This window comes from Halomonas chromatireducens, assembly GCF_001545155.1.
In the GTDB taxonomy this organism is placed as follows: domain Bacteria; phylum Pseudomonadota; class Gammaproteobacteria; order Pseudomonadales; family Halomonadaceae; genus Halomonas; species Halomonas chromatireducens.
In genome coordinates this window covers 1,941,479-1,957,126 of record NZ_CP014226.1, presented here as the reverse complement: position 1 = coordinate 1,957,126, position 15,648 = coordinate 1,941,479, and the positions used below count along the sequence as shown (strand labels likewise).

Below are 15,648 nucleotides of genomic sequence, written 5' to 3'. Positions count from 1 at the left end.
GCATGGCTATGGTTCTCTATGAACTCTGCGGTATTGACGAGGGGCTGCGCTTTTCCCCCTACTGCTGGCGGGTTCGCTACGCCCTGGCACACAAGGGGCTGACGGTGGAGACCCGCCCCTGGTATTTCACCGACAAGGAGGCGCTTGCCTTCTCCGACTCCGACAAGGTGCCGGTATTGGTTGACGGTGACCGCGCCGTTGCCGACAGCTACGAGATCCTGCGCTACCTTGATCATAGTTATCCTGGCGCGCCGCTGCTGGGCGACGGGATGGCAGAGGCCCGTGCCCGGTTCTTCAAGCACTATGCCGAGCGAGCCCTGGCGCCGGCGATGATGCGAACCATCATCATGGACCTGCTCAATGCCATCCATCCCAAGGATCGTGACTATTTTCGCGAGACGCGGGAAAAGCGCTTCGGTCGTGCCCTCGAGGAATTTCACTCCCCCGCCAAGGGACTATCGCAACTGGATGCCGCACTCGAGCCGCTGCGAGGACAGCTCAAGGAAGCCGACTTCATCGACGGGGCTGCCCCTGCCGCTGCCGATTACCTCGTCTTCGGCAGCTTCATGTGGGCACGCGTGGTCTCCAGTGCCGACATGGTTTCCAACGCCGATCCGGTATATGGATGGCTCGAGCGCATGCTCGACCTGCACGGCGGTCTTGGCCGCAGCGCCATGCGAGTGACCGATATCCAGGGTGCCTACCGCTGACGATGTTGCAACGCACAAAAATGCTTGCTATGCTGCATTGCAACAAGGCGGTTTCGGATGGGAACCAGCCTTGGCTACCCCGAACCGTACTGGAGATTTTTCATGAGCAAGACTACCGAGCAAGCAACCGAGCAAGCCACTCAGCAGTTCGAGAGCCTGTTTGTCGCGCCGGCCCGCGCCTATGGTTCGCTGACGCTGGAATATTATGAAAAGCTGATGGCTGCCCAGCTGGACGCCTTCCGCACGTACAGCGAGTTAAGCCTGGCCCAGGCGCGCGCCTGGATCGACGTCAAGGACGCCGAAGGCCTCAAGCAGGTCGTGAGCGATCAGCAGAAGGCCGTGCAGGATCTGGGCGATCGCCTCCAGGGCGACACCCAGAAGGTGGTTACCCTCAGCCAGGAGTTCCTGCAAAAGGGACAGAAGCTGGCGGAAGAGAACGTCAAGAGCGGTCAGAAGCTGGCGGAAGAGAACGTCAAGACTAGCCAGAAGCTGGCCGAAGACGCTGTCAAGAAGGTTCAGACCAGCAAGTAAGGCCGTAAGGCAAGCGCGCCAGACTAGTTCTGCTGCAGCGAGCCGAACCAAGCCTTCAGGCTTTGGTAGAGAGCGCCATCCTTCGGGATGGCGGTCTCTTGCGTGGTGCGTAGTGCGTAGAGAGGGGCGCCTAACGGCCAGTTTCAGCCGGACGAGGGGTTCAGCAGCTCAATGACTTCCTCTTCCTCCACTTGGCTGAAGTCGGCATAGAACTGGCCGACTGCCATGAAGCCCTGGGGTATCTCCAGGCAGGCCACTTCATCCGCCGCAGCTTCCAGGCGTGCCACGGCGCTGGGAGCGCCGACCCCCATGGCGGCGATAAGCCGTTCGGTACGGCCACGCAGCGTCTTCAGGGCGGCCTCCATGGTGGCGCCGGTGGCGCTGCCGTCGTCCACCACCACCACCACCCGGCCCTCGGGCGATATCGGTGGGCGAACCGGGCTGTAGCGCTCCCGGCGCTCCTTCAGCAGCTGGCGCTGGTGATCGACTTCGCGCGCCACCGCTTCGGGGGGGAAATGCGAAGCGGCATCATCGAGCTTCATGCTGCCGTCTTCGCTCACCGCGCCGATGGCGAACTCCGGACTGCCCGGCGCGCGTATCTTGCGCACCAGCACCACATCCAGCTCACCTTCCAGCGCATCGGCCAGATGACGTCCCATGGGCACACCACCTCGGGGGATGGCGAGTATCAGCGGGTTGCGCCCCTTGAGACGCTCGAGGCGCTGTGCAAGTTGCCTGGCGGCATCGAGACGATCACGGAACATGAAAGAACCTCCGGAAAGCGATCCTCTACACAGTGTAGTTTTGAATCCGAGCGCTTCACTCTGCAATGAGAACGCCGCCGGAGATCATCCGGCGGCGTTATCTCGCGAGGCGGTGGGGTAACGCCTCAGAGGTTGGATTTAGCCTCTTCACTCTTGGCAGCGATGGCCTCCTGTGGCTCGATCGGCTCGCGCTTGGGCTTTCCCGGCAGGATTGCATCGAGCAGCAGCGCAGCCAGCGCGGCAGGCACCAGGCCGGACTTGAGCAGCAGGCCGAACTGGCCGGGCATGGTTTCGGCAATCTGCTCCACTGCCGGCAGGCCGATGCCCAGGCTCAGGGCGACGGCAATGATCAGCATGGCGCGCTGATTGAGCTCGCACTCCTGGATGATCTTCATACCGGCTGAGGCGATCATGCCGAACATGACGACCCCGGCGCCGCCCAGCACCGCGTGGGGCATGGCCGCAACCAGGCCGCCCAGTTTCGGGAACAGGCCCATGCAGATCAACAGAATGCCGCCGATGGTCACCACGTGGCGGCTGACCACGCCGGTCAGGGTGATCAAGCCCACATTCTGCGCGTAGGCGGTATTGGGCAGGGTATTGAAGACGGCGGCGAAAGAGGTGGCCACGCCGTCGGCCATCACGCCGCCGGATAGTTCGCGATCCTTGGCCTGGCGGCCGGCGCCACCGATGGTGATGGCGGAGATATTACCGATTGTCTCCAGGCCTACCACAAACATGATCAAGGTCATGCCGATGATGGCGGTCAGATGGAACTCCAGTCCGTACTGGAGGGGCTTGGGGAAGGCGAACCAGGCGGCGTTGCCGACGCTGGAGAAGTCCACCATGCCGAGGGCGATGGCGACCAGGTAGCCGCTGACCAGCCCTACCAGGATGGAGGAGGCCTTGAGGAAGCCGCGGCCGAACTGATGAACGACGATGGTCACCACCAGCACGAACAGTGCCAGGCCCAGGTTGGTGGGGGAGGCGAAGTCATCGGCCCCGACGCCACCGGCGGCGTAGTTGAGGCCCACCGGCATCAGGGTAATACCGATCAGGAGTACTACGATGCCGGTGACCACTGGGGAGAACCAGTGTCGGATTTTCTTGAGGAAAGCGCCTAGGCCCACCTGCAACAGCCCGGCGATCAAGGAGGCGCCCAGCACCGAAGCCAGACCGAAAGTGCCGGCCAGGGGCAGGGCCACCGGCAGGAAGCCGAAGCTGGTGCCCTGAACAATGGGGAGTCGGGCCCCGATGGGACCCATGCCGATGGTCTGGATCAGGGTGGCGATGCCGGCCACGAAGAGCGCCACCTGGATCAGGAAGATCTGCTCACCGGTGGTGGCGCCGATAACGCCGGCGATGATGATAGGTGGGGTCACGTTTCCCGCGAACATCGCCATGATATGCTGGATGCCCAGCGGGATTGCCTTGCCCAGCGGAGGCATGGCATCGGGATTCTGATTGATGGTGCGCGATGGTTTCTTCAGTGAAGAAGACAGATTGTTGTCGGTCATGTCAGGCTCTCACGCTTGTTATTGTATCCAGAAGTTTAGTTTTTGGATGCACAGTCATTAATTAAATGTACACAATCGATGCTGTTTTGAAAGACAGCAGGTGACTATTTTTTTTGAGATAGACGATTTTCTATTTGAAACAGTAAGATATGAGCACAATTCTGACCATTTGGTCATGTTCTGGGGTCTGATTTTTCCCACCCATTCTTTCGATTTCCGCTTGCGTAGCAGCCGTGCAAAGAAGAGCCGTGATGGTCTCAGGCATGAAGGACGGCCGGGGAGCGAGGTGAAGGTAGGCGGGCGATTCCAAGGCAGGTGGAAGCGCTACAGCGCCAGCGTATTGCTGGCGCTGCGTGAGATCATGCTTCGGTGCGGGCTTCTAGGCGGAAGAGAGCGATGCGGTTGATCTGCTCGATGGCGGTGCGGCGCTCCTGCTCCGGCGTGTTCTCCAGACGAGCCACGAAGGCGTCGAGGATAGCGTGGCGGTCGCTACCCTTGACGGCCATCACGAAGGGAAAATCGAAGCGGGCCTTGTAGGCGTCGTTCAGTCGCTGGAAGCGCGCCATCTCTTCCGGGGTGCACTGGTCGAGTCCCGCACCGGCCTGCTCGCGGGTGGAGTCATCGGTCAGCTCGCCGGCAATGGCGGCCTTACCGGCAAGGTCGGGGTGGGCACGAATCACTTCCAACTGCTTTTCGGCCGATGCTTCTCGCAGCGTCCGCCCCATGGCTTCGGCAAGCCCGGACGGCGTGTCCTGTTCGTCGCCTAGGCCCTGTTGCCAGGTCAGGTCGGCGACCCAGGGAGAGTGTTCATAGATATCGCCATACTGTGCCACGAATGCCTGGCGGTCGAGGGTGCTGGGGCGCGGTTCGAGGGTCTTGTCGCTCATCGGGGGACTCCGCAATGGTGGTCGGGGGATCGGCCTGATATAGCCTTACGGAAAGTGTATACAAAAAAATTTTGAAATGTACCATCAAAAGAGCTAAAACTGTCTTCAGCATTGCAGTTACCATGATGCACCGCCTGAGGTGGCATCGCCAGCCAAGCATGGGAGAAACCGATGGGACGACTGACAACGCATGTTCTTGATACTGCGAAGGGCCAGCCCGGCGAGGGGATCGAGATAGCGGTCTATCGGCTGGAAGGCGAGCAGCGCACTCGTCTCAAGCGTGTCGTGACCAATGATGATGGTCGCTGCGATGCGCCGATTCTGGAAGGAGACGACTTCCTGGCCGGTGAGTACGAGCTGGTCTTTCATGCCGGTGCCTATCTGCGACGCCAGGGTGTGGCAGCTGATGAGCCCCGCTTCCTGGACGTGATACCGCTGCGTTTTGGCGTGGCCGATGCGTCACAGCACTATCATGTACCGCTGCTGCTGTCGCCGTATGGTTATTCCACCTACCGAGGCAGCTAGGGAAGCGCTGAGTCTATGGCTGCGCTTCGGTACCAGGCGCTGAACAACAACACTGATAGAGACCCCCTCAATGCAAGCTTACCTGTTGGAGTTCGTCAATTTCATGCTGCGTTGGCTACACGTCATCGCGGCCATCGCGTGGATCGGCGAGTCGATCTACTTCGTCATGCTGGACAATGGCCTGAAGAAGCCCAAGGCCGCTGAAGATCGCGAGAAGGGTGTATTCGGCGAAATGTGGGCCGTCCATGGGGGCGGTTTCTATCACAACCAGAAATATGCCACGGCCCCGGCCAAGCTGCCCGACGACTTGCACTGGTCGTTCTGGAAGTCCTACACCACCTGGCTGTCGGGATTTGCGCTATTCGTCACCCTCTATATGTTCAACCCGGGCTTCTACCTGGTGAACCCCAATGCCAACTGGGAGTGGGCCGCGAACATGAGCGGCTGGCAGGCCAACGTGCTGGCGCTCGTATTCCTGGCCGGCGGCTGGGTCGTCTACAACGAGCTTTGCAAGCGCATCAGTCCCAACATGACCCGTGACGGGGTGCTCAGCATCGCGGTGGCGGTGATGATGGTGGTGGTGGCCTATCTGAGCGTGCAGATGTTCTCCGGCCGAGCGGCTTTCCTGCTGACCGGTGCGGTGATGGCAACCGCCATGTCGGCCAACGTGTTCTTCTGGATCATTCCCGGCCAGCGCCGCATGGTCAACGCCATGAAGGCGGGCGAGACGCCCAATCCGCTCGACGGCAAGCGCGGCAAGCAGCGCTCGGTGCATAACACCTACTTCACCCTGCCGGTGGTGCTGCTGATGATCAGCAACCACTACTCGTTCATCTACAGCCATGAGCACGCCTGGATCTTGATGTCGCTGTTTATCTTTGCCGGTGCGTTGATCCGCCAGTTCTTCGTGCTGATGCATGCAGGAAAGATCCAGCCAGCGTACCCTGCGGCGGGGGTGGCACTGATTCTGGTGGCGTTCTGGCTGGCGGCACCTGCCGGGCAGACCGCGGCGACGGACAGGGATACGGCAGCCGATGGTCCCGAGTTCGACGAGGTTCACGCCCTGATCGATCAGCACTGTGTGGCCTGCCACTCCCGTGAGCCGACGCAGCCAGGCTTTTCTGCTCCGCCGGCCGGTGTCGCCTATGATACCGAGGACCAGATCCTGCGCCAGAAGAGCCAGATTCAGCAGGTGGTGGCCAGCAAGTACATGCCGTTGGGCAACATGACCGGCATGACCGACGAGGAGCGCGAGACCATCGCCGCCTGGTCGGAATGACCCGGTAGTCGCTTCTTTCTGCGATCGACCCACAGCCCGCCTTATGGCGGGCTGTGGGCGTTTCAGCCAGGTTCATTGTCGACCCGCAATGCGTATACAATGATTGCCATTAATGGGCATACAAGGAGGGATACCATGAATCAGCGGCAAAGCCTTGCCGATGGTGAAGCGTCGGGTCAGCCCCCCCCTCGACGTCTGGGCAAGAACGGCGATGGCGCCGAGCGCCACGAGACGATCTATCGCTCTATCAGTGACGCTATCATCGAGCACCGACTCAGGCCCGGGGCACGGCTGCGCGAGGATGCCCTGGCCGAGGTGTTTGGTATCAGCCGTACCGGTATCCGCAAGATTCTTCAGCGCCTGGCCCTGGAGCAACTGGTTACATTGACGCCACGTCGTGGCGCGAGCGTGACTCGCCCCACTGCCGATGAAGCCAGGGAGGTCTTCGATGCCCGCCAGATGGTCGAGTGCGGGCTGATGCCGGAAGTGGCGCGGCGCATCAGCGAAGCGGATATCGAGGAACTGCGTTCCATGGCCAGCCGCGAACGCGAAGCACTGAGCGCCGGGGAGCAGAGTTCGGCAATCAAGCTCTCTGCGGCCTTTCACGAACGCCTGGCGGCGCTTTCCGGCAATGGTACTCTGGCCGCCTTCGTCGGCCGGCTCTGCTCTCGCTCCTCGCTGATCCTGGCGGTCTACGGCAACCCCGGCAACCTGGGCTGCGAATCTCACGATCATGACGACCTGATCCGCTACCTGGAGGCGGGTGACGGCGAGGGGGCCCGCGCCTTCATGAGCCACCATCTCAAGGAAATCGAGGCATCGCTCTCCATCGTCGAGGAAGAGGCCGAAGCGCCGGACCTGCAGAGCATCTTCGGCAGCTGAGCCAATGCGTTGCCTTTTGCTCTTACCAACGCCAGCGCCCCGGATCATGTGTCCGGGGCGCTGGCGTTTGCGCTTGCGTGGCGTTATTGGCGGAAGCGCTGGCAGGGGCCCCAGTGCTGCATCAACAGGTAGTAGGTGATGCCGGCGGGGATCAGGCTGGCGTACCAGGAGACGGCTGAGAAGGTCAGGGCGGACACGATGCCGACGGCGGTGGCGATCAGTGCGGCATAGTTGACGCCCTGGTAGGGACCGGTCTCGTCATACAGCTTGCCGATATCCAGGGTGCGGCGACGAATGATGTAGTAGTCGACGACCAGGATGGCGAAGATCGGGCCGAGGAAGGCGGAGTAGGTCTGCACGAACAGCTGCAGGCCGGCGGCGGATTCCGGCTGCACCAGCTTCCAGGGGAAGGTGGCGAAGGCCAGCAGCCCGACGATCACGGTGGCGATGGGGAATTTCAGCTTGAACACGTCCATCAGCACATAGGTCGGCGGCACCACGTTGTTGAGTACGTTGGTGGTGACCTGGGCGAAGGCGATGAACAGCAGGGTGGTCATCAGCAGCGGGGTGTTGTCCACGGCATTGGCGAAGACCTGGATGGGGTCGGCGGTGCCGGTGGCTTCCGAGACCATGTAGCCGATCAGGCCCATGAACATGGTGCAGGGCAGGATCGACATGGCGTAGATAGTGGTCAGCAGGCCTGGGCCGGTTCCTTTCTTGTGCTCGCGGGAGTAGTCGCTGACGTTGAGCATCATGGTGCTGTAGATACCCAGGAACAGCATGGTGGCGCCCCAGAACGGCATGCCCCAGGAACCTTCCATGGTCAGCAGGTTGGCGGAAAGCTCATCGCCATAGCGTTGTACCGTGGCATAGAACATGTAGGTCAGCGAGGCGAGGATGAAGACGCTGCCGATGTTCTCCAGCCACTTGATGCCCTGGAAGCCCATCACCGAGAGGCCGATCTGCAGGAACTGGAAGGTGATGAAGTAGAATATCAGGTTGTCGAAGCCGAACAGGGTGGCCGACACCATGTTCAGCGCGCCGGCCCCGATCCAGCTCTGGAAGCCGTACCAGACGATGGCGGGTACGGCTCGGACCAGGCCGGGTATGCGCGTGCCGGCAAAGCCGAAGGCGCTGCGCGCCTGGACCATGAAGGGAATGCCATACTTGTAGCCGGCTGCACCATTGATGGCGAGCGCGATGCCGATCACGAAGCAGCCGATGGCAATCGCCAGCGTCGCTTGTATCAGGTTCAGTGTGCCCACCACGCTGGAGCCCATGGCGAAGGTGCCGATCGATACGCATCCGCCGAACCAGGCCAGGAAGTAGGAGGGGCGTCCCATGATACGGGTATGCTGTGGGGCCAGGCTTTCGTCCCCCGGCGCCTTGGTGACGCCAACTGTCGTGCCCATAGAGATGTCCGGGGCGGCGGGCTGCGCCTTTGCTGTCGGATCGCTCATTATTGTGTCCTCGCAAGGATGTTTGCCAAATTTATCGTTGTCGGTCGTCCGTGCCGTACAGGGCCACTATTTCGCAGGCGGCTTTCTGTGGTGATTACTCTTGCTTGGGGAGTGTCCGGCCGATGGGTGTCAGGCCGGAGAAGTGCTCGAACTGGCCGGTAAAGGCCTTGGGTCTGGGAAAGGCCAGGTCGCCATGCTTGCTGGTGCCAAGCCCCAGGCCGACCACCGCCTCGGCCAGCTTCACGGCGGCGGTAACGCCCTCTATGACGGGAAGCCCCACCGCCTGGCCGATCTCCTCGGTCAGGTCGGCCATGCCGCCACAGCCGAGCACGATGGCCCCGATGTTGTCCTCGTCGCGGGCCCGGCGACACTCGTCGATGATGCGGTTCAGTGCCATCTCGCCGTTCTCTTCCAGGTCCAGTACCGGTACCTCGGCGGCGCGGACCCGCCGGCAGTGATGGCGAAAGCCGTACTGCTCCAGCAGGTGCTCGGCGATGATGCCGGTGCGTCCCAGGGTGGTGACGACGGAAAAGCGAGTGCTGATCATGGCGGCCATGTGGAAGGCCGCCTCGGCGATTCCGATCACCGGCGCACGGGTCAGCTCACGGGCGGCCAGCAGCCCCGGGTCGCCGAAGCAGGCGATGACATAGGCGTCCGCCCCCTCGCGCTCTCCGGCCATGACCTCTTCCAGCACGCCGACGGCGCTGATCGCCTCGTCGAAGTGGCTCTCGATGGAAACCGGGCCGCTGGTGGGCTGGGTGGCGACAATCTGTGTGCCTGGCGCGGCAATGCGCTGGGCGGCCTCGCCAATTTTCCTGGTCATGGCCAGGGTAGTGTTGGGGTTGATGACGCGTATCTGCATCGGGAGCTCCACGGTGAAATTTTGTTGTGAACAAAATGAAATGTCTTTGTACACAAGATAGACGGGCGGCGTCGTGTACGCAAGCATTTCGTCGATGTGCTGATCATGGATTTTTATTGTTCAAAAACAAATGTTTATTCTATTAATGCGGGAATTTCAGCGTTTTCTGACCGTTAGACCTAGGTCGTATTTCTGAAAGGACATAGGGCATTGACGACCATGTGGAGAAGGTGTTGTATACACTATTGTCCGGGTGGTGACGCCAGTCGTCAGCCTGCGCTGAGAGGGGACGGGTGCATTCGGCGATATAGGTAGATAGCGAGTACGTTGCCTTGATTTTTTGTATACAAAAGCTAATGCTATGAGGAGTAAGAGCGGCAGCGGTTCCAGATGTCATGGCTCCAATGGCCCTTCAATAGGTTGGTGCCGATGCCTTGCAATAGGAGTGGGTACAGTATACTTTGACATTGTATACATTAATTGTCGCATCATGATGTTGCCAGGCAGCGCCTTGGCCCCGTGAGGCAGGAAGAGCGAGCCAGGAAGGGCTAGAGATAAAGAACAAGCCAGAAAGAACAAGAGGAACGTCCTTGATGAGCGTAAGCAGTGATTATCCCCGCGACTTGATCGGCTATGGCCGTACGCCCCCCCATGCCAACTGGCCCGGCAAGGCGAAGATCGCCGTACAGTTCGTGCTCAACTACGAAGAGGGCGGCGAGAATTGCGTCCTGCATGGCGATTCGGGGTCCGAGCAGTTCCTATCCGAGATCATCGGTGCCCCTTCGTTTCCCGACCGCCACCTGAGCATGGAGTCAATCTACGAATATGGCTCCCGGGCCGGGGTCTGGCGCATCCTGCGCGAATTCGAGCGGCGCGGCCTGCCGCTGACGGTGTTCGGCGTCGCCATGGCGCTGGAGCGTCACCCGGAAGTGGCCCAGGCCTTCAAGGAGCTGGGGCACGAGATCGCCTGCCACGGCTATCGCTGGATCCATTATCAGGACGTGCCTGAGCACGTCGAGCGTGAGCATCTGCAGCAGGCGATGGAGATTTTCCAGCGCCTCTATGGCGAGAAGCCGCTGGGCTGGTACACCGGCCGCGACAGCCCCAACACCCGCCGGCTGGTGCTCGACGAGGGTGGCTTCCTCTATGACAGTGACTACTATGGAGACGACCTGCCGTTCTGGACTCGCCAGGCGGATAGCCAGGGTCGCGAACACGATCACCTGATCGTGCCCTATACCCTGGACAGCAACGACATGCGCTTCGCCGCGCCCCAGGGCTTCAACACTGCCGACCATTTCTTCAGCTACCTGCGCGACGCCTTCGACGTGCTCTATGCGGAAGGGGAGGAGTCGCCGAAAATGCTCTCGGTGGGCATGCACTGCCGGCTGCTGGGCCGCCCCGGCCGATTCCGTGCCCTGCAGCGGTTCCTCGACCATATCGAGGCCCACGACCGGGTCTGGGTCACGCGACGCGTGGATATCGCGCGGCACTGGGCCGAGCACCACCCCGCGCCGGCGCGCTGACGTCGAACCCCGACAGGACAGCCTGGCTGCTTTACGAGGGGCGCCGGGGACAGGCCGTAGAGGAGGTCCTTCGCCATGGATGGCGAAGGTAGCGCCCAGGGAGGGGTTCACAGCGCCTCCTCGAAGGCCTGTCGACGGTTTAGCCCCGAGAGACGCACCCGTCACGATAGCTTGAGCGCTATCTTTGGCAATCTTTCAGGACGCATCATGAGCCAACGCACTTATTACGCCCCCCGAGGTGGACATCCGCCCCAGACCCAGCTGCTTTCGGACCGAGCGGTTTTTACCGAGGCCTACGCCGTGATCCCCAAGGGGGTGTTCGGTGATATCGTCACCAGCAATCTGCCGTTCTGGCACAACACTCGCCTATGGGTGCTGGCACGGCCGCTCTCCGGCTTTGCCGAGACCTTCTGCCAGTACATCATGGAGGTGTCGCCGGGGGGCGGTAGCGACAAGCCCGAACTCGACCCGGCCGCCGAGGGCGTGCTGTTCGTGGTGGAAGGGGAGATGACCCTGACCCTGGCCGGCGAGCGCCACCACATGACCGCAGGTGGCTACGCCTTCCTGCCGCCGGGCAGCCACTGGCAGCTGCACAACGAGTCCGATGCCCCGGTGCGCTTCCACTGGGTGCGCAAGGCCTATGAGTTCGTCGAGGGCATCGAGGTGCCGGAGGCGTTCGTGGTCAACGAGAACGATATCGCGCCGACGCCGATGCCGGACACCGACGAGCGTTGGGCCACCACTCGCTTCGTCGACCCGGCCGACGTACGCCATGACATGCACGTCAACATCGTAACCTTCCAGCCCGGCGCCGTGATCCCCTTCGACGAGACCCATGTCATGGAGCACGGTCTCTACGTACTGGAGGGCAAGGCGGTCTATCACCTCAACCAGGACTGGGTCGAGGTCGAGGCCGGCGATTTCATGTGGCTGCGCGCCTTTTGTCCCCAGGCCTGCTATGCCGGTGGCCCTGGGCCGTTCCGCTATCTGCTTTACAAGGATGTGAATCGCCACCCGGCGCTGCAGATCGGGGCTCGTTGAAAACACTGATCGCTAGGGGCGCCGGGGGCAGGCCGAAGAGGAGGTCATTTGCCAGGGATGGCAAATGTAGCGCCCAGGGAGGGGTTTACAGCGCCTCCTCGTAGGCCTGTCGCCGGAACAGCCCTAGTGATTCAGGTCGACTGCCGAGAAAACCTTTAAGGGGGCAATATGCTGGAACTCAAAGCCGAGCCGCTGACGCCGGAAGCCTTCGCGGCCTTCGGCGACGTCATCGACACGCGCACGGCCGACTATTTTCACATCAACGCCGGGCGCACCCGTCGTTACCACGACCTGGCGAAGGTCGAAACCCTCGGTGAGCAGGCTCGGGCGCTGATCAGTATCTTCGTCAGCGAGCCCATTGAGCTCCCGCTCGAACTCGACTTCCTGGAGCGTCATCCCCAGGGCAGCCAGGCCTTCATGCCGCTGCACGAGGAGCGTTTCGTGATCGTGGTGGCCCCGCCGGGGGAGACCATCGACCCGGACGAGGTGCGCGCCTTCGTCACAGATGGCCGCCAGGGAGTGAACTATCGAGCCGGGACCTGGCATGCGATCCAATCGGTGCTCGAGCGACAGGGGGAGTTCCTGGTCGTCGACCGTGGCGGTGAGGGTAACAACTGCGACGAGTTCCCGCTGGCGCTGCGCATCACCGCCGACTGATTATCGGCGGTTTTTGATAAGGCTATGATGGCCCAAGTAACTGATGTTACTTGGGCTTTTTTGTATTCAGGCAATTTTATGAAAATTGTTTCCACAAAATATTGACGGCAGGCTAGGCGGAGCCTAATCTCGGTATACAGAAATATTTTCCAAAAACAATTTCCACTAAGAACAACGCCCCTCACTGGAGGAATCATCATGGCTCGTATGACCGCCGCAGAAGCCGCCATTCACGTGCTCAGGAAGGAAGGCATCGACGTTGCCTTCGGTGTGCCTGGTGCCGCCATCAATCCCTTCTATGCCGCCATGCGCAAGGTTGGCGGTATCGATCATCTGCTGGCCCGACACGTCGAGGGCGCCTCGCATATGGCCGAGGGCTACACCCGGACCAAGGCCGGCAATATCGGGGTCTGCATCGGTCCCCCCGGCCCTGCCGGCACCGACATGATCACCGGTCTCTATTCGGCCACCGCCGACTCGATTCCGATCCTGTGCATTACCGGCCAGGCGCCGCGGGCCAAGCTGCACAAGGAAGATTTCCAGGCAGTGGACATCCAGGCGATTGCCGGTCCGGTCACCAAGTGGGCCGTCACCGTGCTGGAGCCAGCCCAGGTGCCGCGCGTCTTCCAGCAGGCCTTCCAGTTGATGCGTTCCTCGCGCCCGGGGCCCGTGCTGATCGACCTGCCCATCGACGTGCAGATGACCGAGATCGAGTTCGATCCCGACACCTATGAGCCGCTGCCGGCCTACAAGCCCAGCGCCTCGCGCGCCCAGGTCGAGAAGGCCATCGCCATGCTCAATGAGGCCGAGCGCCCGCTGCTCGTGGCCGGTGGCGGTATCATCAATGCCGATGCCAGCGACCTGCTGACCGAATTTGCCGAGCTGACCGGCGTGCCGGTGATCCCGACGCTGATGGGCTGGGGCACCATCCCGGACGATCATCCGCTGATGGCGGGCATGGTCGGCCTGCAGACCTCGCATCGCTACGGCAATGCCACCCTGCTGGCGTCGGATTTCGTGATGGGTATCGGCAACCGCTGGGCCAACCGCCACACCGGCAACCTCGAGACCTATACGGAAGGGCGGAAGTTCGTCCACGTGGATATCGAGCCGACCCAGATCGGTCGCATCTTCGGCCCCGACTACGGCATCGTTTCCGACGCCAAGGCGGCGCTTGAACTCTTCATCGAGGTGGCGAGCGAGATGAAGGCGGCAGGCAAGCTGAAGGATCGCAGTAGCTGGGCCGAGGAGTGCCAGGAGCGCAAGCGCACCTTGCTGCGCAAGACCCACTTCGACGAGGTGCCGGTCAAGCCGCAGCGGGTCTACGAGGAAATGAACCGTGTATTCGGCAAGAATACCCGCTATGTCAGTACTATTGGTCTGTCACAGATTGCGGGGGCACAGTTCCTCCATACCTACAAGCCGCGGCACTGGATCAACTGCGGCCAGGCGGGCCCGCTGGGCTGGACCATCCCCGCGGCTCTCGGCGTCTGCCGTGCCGACCCGGACGCCCAGGTGGTCGCGCTCTCGGGCGACTACGATTTCCAGTTCATGGTCGAGGAACTGGCGGTGGGGGCGCAGTTCAAGCTGCCCTATATCCATGTGCTGGTGAACAACTCCTACCTGGGGCTGATCCGCCAGGCCCAGCGCGGCTTCGACATGGACTACTGCGTGCAGCTCTCGTTCGAGAACATCAACTGCCCGGAGATCAACGACTACGGCGTGGATCACGTCTCTGTCGTCGAGGGGCTCGGTTGCAAGGCGCTGCGCGTGACCCGGCCCGACGAGATCGCCCCCGCCTTCACCAGGGCCCGCGAGCTGATGGCCGAGCACCGGGTGCCGGTGGTGGTCGAGATCATCCTGGAGCGGGTGACCAACATCGCCATGGGAACCGACCTGGATGGCATCAACGAGTTCGAGGCTCTGGCCGAGAACCAGGCGGATGCGCCGACCTCGATCAGCGCCCTCACTTGATAGATACACAGGACGCGAGGAGGGGCGCCGGGGACAGGTCGTAGAGGAGGTCCGATTCCAGGGAAGGAATCGGTAGCGTACAGGGATGTATTCACAGCGCCTCATCGACGGTCCGGCGCCCCGGGACCTGTCGTCGGATTCGCCCACAAATAAGACTAACGACCCAGAGGAGACCGTTATGCCCAAGTTTGCCGCCAATCTCAGCATGCTGTTCACCGAGGAGGCGTTCCTCGATCGCTTCAAGGCCGCCGCCGATGCGGGCTTCAAGGGCGTCGAGTACCTCTTCCCCTATGACTACACGCCGGCCGAGATCAAGTCTCGATTGGACGCCAACGGCCTGACCCAGGTGCTGCACAACCTGCCGGCCGGCGACTGGGCCGCCGGCGAGCGAGGTATTGCCTGCCATCCGGATCGCGTCGAGGAGTTCCGTGCCGGTGTCGACAAGGCTATCGACTACGCCACTGCCCTTGGCTGCAAGCAGGTCAACTGCCTCGCCGGCATCCAGCCCCGGGGCGTAAGCCTGGAGCAGGCGCGTCGCACCCTGGTGGAAAACCTCCGGTATGCAGCGGGAAAGCTCGAGGCCGCCGGTATCCTGCTGCTGGCCGAGCCGATCAACACCCGCGACATCCCCGGCTTTTTCCTCAACCGCACCGAGCAGGCGCTATCGATCTTCGACGAGGTGGGCAGTGCCAACCTGAAGCTGCAGTACGACATCTATCACATGCAGATCATGGAGGGTGATCTGGCGCCGACCATGGAAAAGCACCTGGATCGCATCGCCCACGTGCAGCTGGCCGATAACCCGGGACGGCACGAGCCGGGCACCGGAGAGATCAACTACCCGTTCCTCTTCTCTCACCTCGACCGGTTGGGCTACGACGGCTGGATCGGCTGGGAATACAAGCCGGCCACTACGACAAAAGAAGGGCTGGGCTGGCTGGATAGCGTCCGCTGACTTGGGCGTGCGTCACCCAGCAGCGATGAGCTGTTCCGGCGGTAAGCCTCCGCGAGGGCGCTGTGAACCCATCCCTGG

At 61.8% G+C, this 15,648-nt stretch carries 15 protein-coding genes; 10 read left to right on the top strand and 5 right to left on the bottom strand.

Annotated features, from left to right (window positions below; all coding sequences use genetic code 11):
• Window positions 1-2 precede the first annotated feature (2 nt).
• Both LOKO_RS09040 and LOKO_RS09035 read left to right on the top strand, forming a co-directional pair.
• Window positions 3-710, top strand: coding sequence for a glutathione S-transferase N-terminal domain-containing protein (locus LOKO_RS09040; protein ID WP_066447977.1), 708 nt, complete (start codon window positions 3-5; stop codon window positions 708-710).
• A 102-nt stretch (window positions 711-812) separates the two neighbouring features.
• Entirely contained in the window at window positions 813-1,241 is a 429-nt protein-coding gene (locus LOKO_RS09035) for a phasin family protein (protein WP_083517518.1), read from the top strand.
• 143 nt (window positions 1,242-1,384) lie between these two features.
• Here LOKO_RS09035 and LOKO_RS09030 read toward each other — a convergent pair whose 3' ends face one another.
• The 3 genes from LOKO_RS09030 to uraD all read right to left on the bottom strand — a co-directional run bounded on the left by LOKO_RS09030 (window position 1,385) and on the right by uraD (window position 4,409).
• Window positions 1,385-2,005, bottom strand: coding sequence for a phosphoribosyltransferase (locus tag LOKO_RS09030; protein ID WP_066447974.1), 621 nt, complete (start codon window positions 2,003-2,005; stop codon window positions 1,385-1,387).
• A 125-nt stretch (window positions 2,006-2,130) separates the two neighbouring features.
• Window positions 2,131-3,522, bottom strand: coding sequence for a uracil-xanthine permease family protein (locus LOKO_RS09025; RefSeq protein ID WP_066447971.1), 1,392 nt, complete (start codon window positions 3,520-3,522; stop codon window positions 2,131-2,133).
• Between the two features lie 359 nt (window positions 3,523-3,881).
• The gene (gene uraD / locus LOKO_RS09020) at window positions 3,882-4,409 is read right to left on the bottom strand and encodes a 2-oxo-4-hydroxy-4-carboxy-5-ureidoimidazoline decarboxylase (RefSeq protein WP_066447966.1); all 528 of its coding nucleotides are present in this window, start codon (window positions 4,407-4,409) and stop codon (window positions 3,882-3,884) included.
• A 171-nt stretch (window positions 4,410-4,580) separates the two neighbouring features.
• Between uraD and uraH the strand changes: the two genes are divergently transcribed.
• The 3 genes from uraH (at window position 4,581) to LOKO_RS09005 (ending at window position 7,095) form a co-directional block, all read left to right on the top strand.
• Complete coding sequence (uraH, locus tag LOKO_RS09015) at window positions 4,581-4,934, top strand: hydroxyisourate hydrolase (RefSeq protein WP_066447962.1); 354 nt, start codon at window positions 4,581-4,583, stop codon at window positions 4,932-4,934.
• Between the two features lie 70 nt (window positions 4,935-5,004).
• Window positions 5,005-6,213: a urate hydroxylase PuuD gene (locus LOKO_RS09010; protein WP_066447958.1), complete on the top strand. Its 1,209-nt coding sequence runs from the start codon at window positions 5,005-5,007 to the stop codon at window positions 6,211-6,213.
• Between the two features lie 135 nt (window positions 6,214-6,348).
• On the top strand, window positions 6,349-7,095 hold the full coding sequence (locus LOKO_RS09005) for a GntR family transcriptional regulator (RefSeq protein ID WP_066447955.1): 747 nt from the start codon (window positions 6,349-6,351) through the stop codon (window positions 7,093-7,095).
• An 83-nt stretch (window positions 7,096-7,178) separates the two neighbouring features.
• On the opposite strand, the gene LOKO_RS09000 is transcribed toward LOKO_RS09005, so the two are convergent.
• Window positions 7,179-8,507 carry an NCS1 family transporter gene (locus LOKO_RS09000; RefSeq protein ID WP_066452300.1) on the bottom strand — a complete coding sequence of 443 codons (1,329 nt, stop codon included), beginning with the start codon at window positions 8,505-8,507 and terminating at the stop codon, window positions 7,179-7,181.
• A 142-nt stretch (window positions 8,508-8,649) separates the two neighbouring features.
• Window positions 8,650-9,417, bottom strand: a complete 768-nt coding sequence (locus LOKO_RS08995) for an aspartate/glutamate racemase family protein (protein ID WP_066447952.1) — start codon at window positions 9,415-9,417, stop codon at window positions 8,650-8,652.
• Window positions 9,418-10,010: 593 nt separating this feature from the next.
• Between LOKO_RS08995 and puuE the strand changes: the two genes are divergently transcribed.
• The 5 genes from puuE to hyi all read left to right on the top strand — a co-directional run bounded on the left by puuE (window position 10,011) and on the right by hyi (window position 15,570).
• A complete protein-coding gene (gene puuE, locus LOKO_RS08990) occupies window positions 10,011-10,943 on the top strand; it encodes an allantoinase PuuE (RefSeq protein WP_066447949.1) in 933 nt (310 codons plus the stop codon).
• A gap of 207 nt (window positions 10,944-11,150) precedes the next feature.
• On the top strand, window positions 11,151-11,984 hold the full coding sequence (locus tag LOKO_RS08985) for a bifunctional allantoicase/(S)-ureidoglycine aminohydrolase (RefSeq protein WP_066447947.1): 834 nt from the start codon (window positions 11,151-11,153) through the stop codon (window positions 11,982-11,984).
• A 168-nt stretch (window positions 11,985-12,152) separates the two neighbouring features.
• Window positions 12,153-12,641 (top strand): ureidoglycolate lyase, encoded by a 489-nt coding sequence (locus LOKO_RS08980; RefSeq protein WP_066447945.1) that lies wholly within the window; start codon window positions 12,153-12,155, stop codon window positions 12,639-12,641.
• Between the two features lie 198 nt (window positions 12,642-12,839).
• A complete protein-coding gene (gene gcl / locus LOKO_RS08975; protein WP_066447943.1) occupies window positions 12,840-14,615 on the top strand; it encodes a glyoxylate carboligase in 1,776 nt (591 codons plus the stop codon).
• A 178-nt stretch (window positions 14,616-14,793) separates the two neighbouring features.
• Window positions 14,794-15,570, top strand: a complete 777-nt coding sequence (hyi, locus tag LOKO_RS08970) for a hydroxypyruvate isomerase (RefSeq protein ID WP_066447938.1) — start codon at window positions 14,794-14,796, stop codon at window positions 15,568-15,570.
• Window positions 15,571-15,648 lie beyond the last annotated feature (78 nt).

Excerpts from the sequence above, each read along its gene's own strand:
- LOKO_RS09040 (WP_066447977.1), top strand. The coding sequence starts at position 3 with ATGGCTATGGTTCTCTATGAACTCTGCGGTATTGACGAGGGGCTGCGC.
- LOKO_RS09035 (WP_083517518.1), top strand. The coding sequence starts at position 813 with ATGAGCAAGACTACCGAGCAAGCAACCGAGCAAGCCACTCAGCAGTTC.
- LOKO_RS09030 (WP_066447974.1), bottom strand. The coding sequence starts at position 2,005 with ATGTTCCGTGATCGTCTCGATGCCGCCAGGCAACTTGCACAGCGCCTC.
- LOKO_RS09025 (WP_066447971.1), bottom strand. The coding sequence starts at position 3,522 with ATGACCGACAACAATCTGTCTTCTTCACTGAAGAAACCATCGCGCACC.
- uraD (WP_066447966.1), bottom strand. The coding sequence starts at position 4,409 with ATGAGCGACAAGACCCTCGAACCGCGCCCCAGCACCCTCGACCGCCAG.
- uraH (WP_066447962.1), top strand. The coding sequence starts at position 4,581 with ATGGGACGACTGACAACGCATGTTCTTGATACTGCGAAGGGCCAGCCC.
- LOKO_RS09010 (WP_066447958.1), top strand. The coding sequence starts at position 5,005 with ATGCAAGCTTACCTGTTGGAGTTCGTCAATTTCATGCTGCGTTGGCTA.
- LOKO_RS09005 (WP_066447955.1), top strand. The coding sequence starts at position 6,349 with ATGAATCAGCGGCAAAGCCTTGCCGATGGTGAAGCGTCGGGTCAGCCC.
- LOKO_RS09000 (WP_066452300.1), bottom strand. The coding sequence starts at position 8,507 with ATGGGCACGACAGTTGGCGTCACCAAGGCGCCGGGGGACGAAAGCCTG.
- LOKO_RS08995 (WP_066447952.1), bottom strand. The coding sequence starts at position 9,417 with ATGCAGATACGCGTCATCAACCCCAACACTACCCTGGCCATGACCAGG.
- puuE (WP_066447949.1), top strand. The coding sequence starts at position 10,011 with ATGAGCGTAAGCAGTGATTATCCCCGCGACTTGATCGGCTATGGCCGT.
- LOKO_RS08985 (WP_066447947.1), top strand. The coding sequence starts at position 11,151 with ATGAGCCAACGCACTTATTACGCCCCCCGAGGTGGACATCCGCCCCAG.
- LOKO_RS08980 (WP_066447945.1), top strand. The coding sequence starts at position 12,153 with ATGCTGGAACTCAAAGCCGAGCCGCTGACGCCGGAAGCCTTCGCGGCC.
- gcl (WP_066447943.1), top strand. The coding sequence starts at position 12,840 with ATGGCTCGTATGACCGCCGCAGAAGCCGCCATTCACGTGCTCAGGAAG.
- hyi (WP_066447938.1), top strand. The coding sequence starts at position 14,794 with ATGCCCAAGTTTGCCGCCAATCTCAGCATGCTGTTCACCGAGGAGGCG.